Source organism: uncultured Eudoraea sp., from assembly GCF_947260015.1.
Lineage (GTDB): Bacteria > Bacteroidota > Bacteroidia > Flavobacteriales > Flavobacteriaceae > Eudoraea.
Genome location: NZ_CAMYOM010000062.1, coordinates 1 through 7,233 on the forward strand (window position 1 = coordinate 1; position 7,233 = coordinate 7,233).

The following is a 7,233-nucleotide window of genomic DNA, read 5'->3' on the forward strand; positions in this document are numbered from 1 at the left end:
CAAATAAACATAATACAAACCATTTTTCTTATTGTAAAATTGTTTCGCATTCAACCCCTGTTCATTCAGCTGATTCATAAAAGCATTTAAATATTTTTTGGTTTTATACACATTGGCAATTACGTAATAGCCAGATTGTACACCAATATCAGATAGATTTTGAATTTTTATTGGTAGTTTAATATACTCCTTACGTTCAGAAACGGATAATTCATCAGATGTATTAATTTCTAAACTCTTGGCTGTTTTAAATTCTATATTATTGGCAGCAGTGTTAGGTTCGCCGTGGTTTGATGCCAATACGGTATTTTCCGGATTGTTGAAATCCTGTAAATTGGATTTAATACTATTTTCAACATCACTTCGTAAAATCCGTACAATCATTTCAAACTTTTTCTCGAATTGGGAGTTCCGCGCATTCTCTATGGAGTCCTGTCTTAATATTAACTCGTCTAAAATTAAACGGTTTTGGTAAGCAAGAGAATTAGAATCTTCCTCTTGAGGAATAGTATATGCTACAAGAGTAGTCTCTGGTGTATTTTTTAAATTTTTATTTTTACTTCCAGATGACTTTTTAGTATCTCCTTTTGATTTATTTTGATCATTGGTTAATTTCGCTATTTGTGCTTCATACTTTTTGGTAAGTTCATCAATCTGATTCTTTTTGTCTATATTCTGATTCTCCTTTAATTGTGCCAATTGTTCTTCGTAATTTTGAACAATTTCATCAATTCTGTTTTCTTCAGATTTTACTACATAGCCACCTATTGCGGAAGGTTGATTTTTAAATGTATACGCCAAGGACAATTCATGATTCCAGCCAAATGCTGCATTTTGATCCAGGATATTCTTTTCTACCAAATACCCAAGAGATAACTTTTTACTAAGATTAAAACCTAATCCGATAGACATTCCATAGGTATCATCAAGAGTACTTTGAAACCAGCCATATTTGGGTAATTCAAGCAGAACAGACCCCACATATGCAAGACTTCCGTCCTCATTTTGGCCTAATTGTACAAGCGGCATTAATCTGGCATTGGAGAATAAACCGGAATTGGCCATAAATGCATGTGTATATTGCAGAGATGCTTTAACAGTTTTTGTATTAAAACTTGTTAAAAATTCATTAGTAGTCTGACTGTATCTTAAAAGATCCTCCGCATAGATTCCGACATCAAAATTACCATATGAGAATGTTATTCCCGGTTGTATAGCAATCTTATTTTCTAACTTAGCTTCCAGTATTTGAGGGTCATTTTCCGTGGCAACCACACGATTTTTATCTAATCCCAGGCTGTAATAGGTAACGTTAGTTCCAAATGTTAATTTACTTTTCGAACCTAGTTGCACAGAAGTGGCGTAATTTGCATTAAAACCAAACTCCTGAATAACCCCTATTCGCTGACTGTAAACACCTATACCCAACGCGGTATGATCATTAAATTTATTGCTAAATCCCAGATAATAGTTTTGATTATTATCTTCAAAAGCAGCATACTGATTTCGATGCAAAATATTCAGATAAGATTTGTTTTCCCTAACCAATGAAAATGTTGGGTTTATTAGGAACCTATTAAAAAACAACTGATTGTGATAAGCAGTATTTGTACTTAGATCAGAGATTGCTTCCTGACCGTAAGAAGCTTGAATACAGAAAATCAGGCAAAACACTTTAAGTACGAAGTCTTTCTTAATTATGTAGGTGTTACAGTTCATCTGATTGAAATTTAAAGTTTATTCTGAATACTCATAATCCGATTTATACCTTTTTAACTAGTGCTTATCGGGTTGGATAATTCGAAAAATTTCGTATTAACTATGTGTATTTTTCACTGTATAGTTGTTTTGAAACTATCGATCCTGGGGCTACCAAACAGATCATTGATGAGTACCTGTTTGGTTTAGGTTATAGCGCTGTTAAGCCATTAATCATCATCATAAACAGAGCTTGCGAAATTTACTTTTATATCATTGCTAAAAACTTCAGCAAAGTTATATCCGCCATTTTCCTCTTGTTGGTTCTTTTTGGGATGGGCAAAAGAGAATGCCACTTGCTGAGTAGTTTCTTCAGCATTTCCGCGATTAGACATGACATAGCCACTGCCATTTCCGGTAAGGGAAATTGCAAAATCATCTTTATCGCTATTAATAGGGCTACCTAAGTTTACGGACCAGCCCACTTTTTTATTAAATACCTGTACCATGAATACATCCAGACCACCGTGGCCTTTATGACCATCTGATGCAAAGAATAGGGTAGTACCTCCTGCAAGATTAGGATATAGGTCGTTCTTTTTGGTATTTACTTTTTCACCTAAATTCTTTGCAACACCCATGCTGCCATCTTTGTTTATTGCAGATACATAGATATCGTATTTTCCAAAAGTGCCTGGCATGTCTGAGGCAAAAAACAATCGTTTGCCGTCATGAGTAACTGTAGGGTGCATACTGGAATAATATTTTGGCGATAATGCAACTTCTTTAATATTTTCCCATTGTCCATTTATCTTTTCTGCCCGATAGATTTTATGAACTAATTGTTTTTTAGAAAAGACACCATACTTGGGTTGTATATAACTGGCTTTGCTGAAATAAGCGGTGTTCCCATCTGCCGTAACCGTAATTGGAGTTTTATAGGCATTTTTGTAATTAAATGTTTTATCGTTTAAGACCACTAAATCATTTTCCTCTTCCAATACCAGTTGTGTCAGGTCGGCTGGTGGTTCATTGAGTTTGTTTGATGAGCCTTTTACGGACTTGTTTTGATGGGCTATTGACTCATCTATATGGTATTCGTCCTTAATTTGAGCCAACCAGTTTTTCGTATCATTGGTGCTTGCTATATCCGATCCGGATGTCTTTTGCAATGCATATTGATAGCGTTCAGAGTAACCGGAACCGAGGATGCCATCTTCACTGATAGCTATCAGTTTTTTATACCAAAATACGGCAGTCTCGTAATTTTGACTTAAAAAATTGGCATTGCCCAGATCTTCATAGATTTCTCTTTCGGCGTAGCCCAGGTTTAATAACTCCTGATAATTACTTGCCCGTTTACTGGCTTCATAAATATCCGGATTCACAGATTTGGAAAGCTTAGGATTCTGCGCATACGATGAATAGCAAAAAAACGTTAGTAAACATCCTAAAGCTACTTTGTAGGTTAAAGCATTCTTCATAGGTCAAGATATTGGGTTATTAATAATCCAAAGATCACAAAATGTTTGGAGCTATGACCTAGCAAAAATTCATAGGTTTTCGATAAATAGAGTCATTTATCGGATGAAAGGAAGGGTAAAAAGGATTGTGATGCCACTTAAAAAAGATTCTTAAGCCTTGCTATAATTGAGTTTAAGGACGATTTTGATATGAAATTAAATTATTGTTCATTTTTTGGAAAGAAACTTCCTGAAATCTGTTATTTTTTGAAGAATTGAGTGAAAAATAATTTTTTTTAACATAAATAGTGATCTTTTAAATGGTAACCTCTGTAAGATAAATAAGTAACCTTATAGATTTTAGTAGCGTTATTTTAAGGTTTGATAAAGACATTTCCTAATTCACATTTGCAACTCACCAAAGCAATTGAAAATAATAATACTTGTCTTTCTTTAACAAAAGTTCTCATGAGAATAACTTCATTTATAGGATATTATTGTCAAGCTGTATTCAATTAATTACTCCGTTAGTTTTTCTTACGTGTTTCCAGATGATGCTGCAGTAATCCTTTTAAATTCTCCAGATATTCCGCTAATATTGCATAATCAATATTAGGCTGATTCGCAGTTGGAATGGTCATAGGGTTTTCATCCAAAAACCGATAAAGTTCAGGGTATTCGGTCTCTATTCTTGTAGTAATTCCCACAATTTCCTTTAAAATGGGTTGCAGTTCCTTCATGGATTTAATCAGCTAAATTTCATATTATCTATAAATCTATGTCATTCCTAATCAAAGACATATGATTCCGATCAGTTTTTAATGAGTTAGGAGGAATGACCATAATCATTGTCTGACTGGATTGTAATCAATTACTTTGAAATATGGATTTATGGATATATTAAGTAATAACAAATTAAAAATAATTGAACAATGTTGTTAGAAGAAAAAAATAAAACGATTGAGATCCCTATTGGGCAAGTCCTTCTAAAAGGAAACCTCTTTGTACCGGCTAACGCCAGTGCTTTGGTTCTTTTCTCGCACGGAAGCGGCAGTAGCAGGTTGAGTCCCAGAAATAACTATGTGGCAAGTGTACTGCAACAAGAGGGGCTGGCCACCCTATTGTTCGATCTGCTAACTGAAGAAGAAGATCTGCAATATAAAACCCGCTTCAATATTGATCTGTTGACTAAAAGATTGATAGGTGTAACGGATTGGATAAAAACACAAAAGGAAACCAAAGGATTACAATTGGCTTATTTTGGAGCCAGTACGGGAGCGGCCTCTGCATTAAGTGCTGCCGCATATTTTGGTGATGAAATTAGCGCTGTGGTCTCAAGGGGAGGCAGGCCAGATCTTGCCATGTCGGAGTTGCATAAGGTAACTGCACCCACACTTTTAATTGTTGGTGGCTGGGACAAAGTGGTGATAGTACTGAATCAAAAGGCCTATGGCAATTTGAGATGTGAACGTAAACTGGAAGTTATCCCTGAAGCCACACATCTTTTTGAAGAAGAAGGCAAATTAGAGGATGTGGCGGCGTTATCGGCAAAATGGATTACTGAACATCTACAACCAAAAAGGGTCAAAAATGTTTAAGGATAGAATTGATGCAGGAATTCAATTAGCACATAAATTACTACCCTATAAGGATAAGGAAGTGGTAGTTTTGGCGATACCCAGAGGCGGATTACCCATAGGAGTAATTGTTGCAAAAACCCTTCAAGCTCCTTTGGATGTTGCTCTTTCCAAAAAAATTGGTCATCCATTCAATCGAGAATATGCCATAGGAGCGGTAAGCCTGGAAAATATAATCCTTAAAGATGTCTCAGGGGTCCATAAAAGCTATATTGCCGAAGAAACAGAACGAATTAGAGAAAAATTAAAAAAACGATACCAGCAATACCATCAAAGCAGACAGCCGGAAGATTTAAAGGATAAGGTTGTAATTATTATAGATGATGGCATCGCGACTGGAAATACCATTCGGGTAACGGCAGAATTGGTAAATGCTCAAAAACCGGATAGAGTTATCGTAGCTATTCCTGTAGCACCAGGATCGTCTATTAATGCCCTGAAAGACTCACCCTATATCGATGAGGTAATTTGCTTATATACTCCCTACGATTTTATGGCAGTAGGGCAGTTTTATGAAGTTTTTGACCAGGTCTCAGACGAAGAAGCAATAAAGTTATTGAAAGAATTCAATCAGGCTTAATTCATTATTGCCAATATCTCTTTATCTTCAGGATGGGTACTTAACAGCTATATGTATAATTTATAGTTCAAACTGATATACATCATTCCAAAATTGTTTTCTTAAGATTAAGTTTATTTAGGAATGAGAGAATTTTTCTTAGGAGTAATTTGAATATGATAAAAAATGTTGTCATGATAGAAAATTTAGAAATCAGGGAATGCAAGGAGCTGTTGAATAACAATTATATAGGGCATTTGGCATTCATATCACAAAATGAACCTTATATAATTCCGATCACTTATTATTACAATCAGGTAAATAATTCAATTGTCAGCTATTCTGCGGAAGGCCATAAGATAGAGGCTATGAGGAAAAATGATGCGGTATCAATTGAAGTTGAAGAAATAAAATCTGTGAATAACTGGCGATCCGTAAGTATACATGGCACTTTTGAAGAATTGAAAGGAATTGATGCCAAGTACCTTTTACATGAGTTTACACAAAATGTAAAAAAGATAATTACCCGAAAGGAAGGTGCACACCCCAAATTTATCAGTGAATTTTCTAGTAAATTATCTGAACAGGGTATACCAATAGTATATCGGATCAATATAAATAAGATAACCGGTAAATACCGGGAATCATAAAATAAGTTGATACTTTGGTACATGTTCTTATTCAGGCTCAAGGGAATTATAAATTTCATTATAAAAAACACCTAATGAAAAAATACATCAGACATTTTAAAGAAACAGGCATACAGGATGTTTCTTTGGTAGGTGGTAAAAACGCCTCTTTAGGAGAAATGTATAATGAACTTACTTCTCAGGGTGTAAATGTCCCTAATGGTTTTGCCATAACTTCCCATGCATTTTGGGATTTTTTGGATGAAAATTCACTGCGGCAACCTTTGCAAAAAATATTAACCCAATTAAATACCAAAACCTACGCCAACTTAAATCAAGTAGGGGAGAAGGCCCGTAATCTGATATTAGGAGGAAAGCTGTCTTCAGATCTTTCACAAAAAATTATTGAAGCCTATCAGGGATTATCGGAAAAGGAAAATTGTGCAGTTGCTGTACGAAGCAGTGCCACGGCAGAAGATCTGTGCAGGTCAGCATGATACATTTCTCAATATTGAAGGGAAAATCCCACTACTCGGGGCTGTTAAAAAGTGCTTTGCCTCTCTTTATACAAACAGGGCTATAAAGTATCGCGATGAAAAAGGCTTTAAACATGAAGAGGTTGCCCTTTCTGTAGGGGTTCAAAATATGGTACGTGCAGATAAAGGCTGTTCCGGGGTAGGTTTTACCATTGAACCTGAATCTGGTTTTGAGAATGTAATCTTGCTATCAGGTGTTTGGGGATTGGGGGAGAATATTGTTCAGGGGGCTGTGAATCCTGATGAATATTATATATTCAAACCAATTCTGGAACAGGGGAAATTCCCTATTATTCAAAAACGAATGGGGGATAAAAAATTAACAATGGTCTATTCAAAGTCCAAAGAAAATAACCCGACCATAAACATAGACACACCACTACCCAGACAGTGCCAATTTGTATTATCTGATGAAGAAATAATTACCTTGGCCAATTGGGCTTCAGTCATTGAAAAACACTACCAGAAGCCTATGGACATAGAGTGGGCCAAGGATGGACTCACAAGTGAACTCCATATCATCCAGGCTCGTCCTGAAACTGTGCACCATAGTAAGAACAAGAATCTGCTTATACAATATAGACTGGAAGAAAAAGGTAAAGTATTGGCTACAGGAAATGCCGTAGGTTCCAAAATAAAAGTTGGGATGGCACGTCTGTTGAATTCTCCTCAGGATGCCAAAAACCTTTCTCAGGATCATATTATTATTAC

At 35.6% G+C, this 7,233-nt stretch carries 6 protein-coding genes and 1 pseudogene; 4 read left to right on the forward strand and 3 right to left on the reverse strand.

Translation table 11 applies throughout. From position 1 onward, the window contains the following. From Q0X66_RS15145 to Q0X66_RS15155, 3 genes are all read right to left on the reverse strand, one after another. A partial coding sequence (locus Q0X66_RS15145; RefSeq protein WP_297707827.1) for a type IX secretion system membrane protein PorP/SprF occupies positions 1-1,719 on the reverse strand: 1,719 nt, incomplete at its 3' end. Between the two features lie 209 nt (positions 1,720-1,928). Next, positions 1,929-3,182 carry a cell envelope biogenesis protein OmpA gene (locus Q0X66_RS15150; protein ID WP_297707829.1) on the reverse strand — a complete coding sequence of 418 codons (1,254 nt, stop codon included), beginning with the start codon at positions 3,180-3,182 and terminating at the stop codon, positions 1,929-1,931. A gap of 506 nt (positions 3,183-3,688) precedes the next feature. Further along, positions 3,689-3,901: a hypothetical protein gene (locus Q0X66_RS15155; protein ID WP_297707831.1), complete on the reverse strand. Its 213-nt coding sequence runs from the start codon at positions 3,899-3,901 to the stop codon at positions 3,689-3,691. Between the two features lie 192 nt (positions 3,902-4,093). Here Q0X66_RS15155 and Q0X66_RS15160 point away from each other — a divergent pair, with 192 nt between their 5' ends. From Q0X66_RS15160 to Q0X66_RS15175, 4 genes and pseudogenes are all read left to right on the forward strand, one after another. Further along, entirely contained in the window at positions 4,094-4,759 is a 666-nt protein-coding gene (locus Q0X66_RS15160; protein WP_297707833.1) for a dienelactone hydrolase family protein, read from the forward strand. Next, positions 4,752-5,378, forward strand: a complete 627-nt coding sequence (locus Q0X66_RS15165; RefSeq protein WP_297707835.1) for a phosphoribosyltransferase — start codon at positions 4,752-4,754, stop codon at positions 5,376-5,378. Before Q0X66_RS15160 ends, Q0X66_RS15165 begins: the two co-directional genes overlap by 8 nt. Positions 5,379-5,551: 173 nt before the next feature. Continuing rightward, positions 5,552-6,007, forward strand: a complete 456-nt coding sequence (locus Q0X66_RS15170) for a pyridoxamine 5'-phosphate oxidase family protein (protein WP_297707837.1) — start codon at positions 5,552-5,554, stop codon at positions 6,005-6,007. Positions 6,008-6,165: 158 nt separating this feature from the next. Beyond that, positions 6,166-7,233: pseudogene (locus Q0X66_RS15175) on the forward strand (PEP/pyruvate-binding domain-containing protein); the annotation flags it as partial.

Excerpts from the sequence above, each read along its gene's own strand:
- Q0X66_RS15165 (WP_297707835.1), top strand. The coding sequence starts at position 4,752 with ATGTTTAAGGATAGAATTGATGCAGGAATTCAATTAGCACATAAATTA.
- Q0X66_RS15150 (WP_297707829.1), bottom strand. The coding sequence starts at position 3,182 with ATGAAGAATGCTTTAACCTACAAAGTAGCTTTAGGATGTTTACTAACG.
- Q0X66_RS15160 (WP_297707833.1), top strand. The coding sequence starts at position 4,094 with ATGTTGTTAGAAGAAAAAAATAAAACGATTGAGATCCCTATTGGGCAA.
- Q0X66_RS15155 (WP_297707831.1), bottom strand. The coding sequence starts at position 3,901 with ATGAAGGAACTGCAACCCATTTTAAAGGAAATTGTGGGAATTACTACA.
- Q0X66_RS15170 (WP_297707837.1), top strand. The coding sequence starts at position 5,552 with ATGATAGAAAATTTAGAAATCAGGGAATGCAAGGAGCTGTTGAATAAC.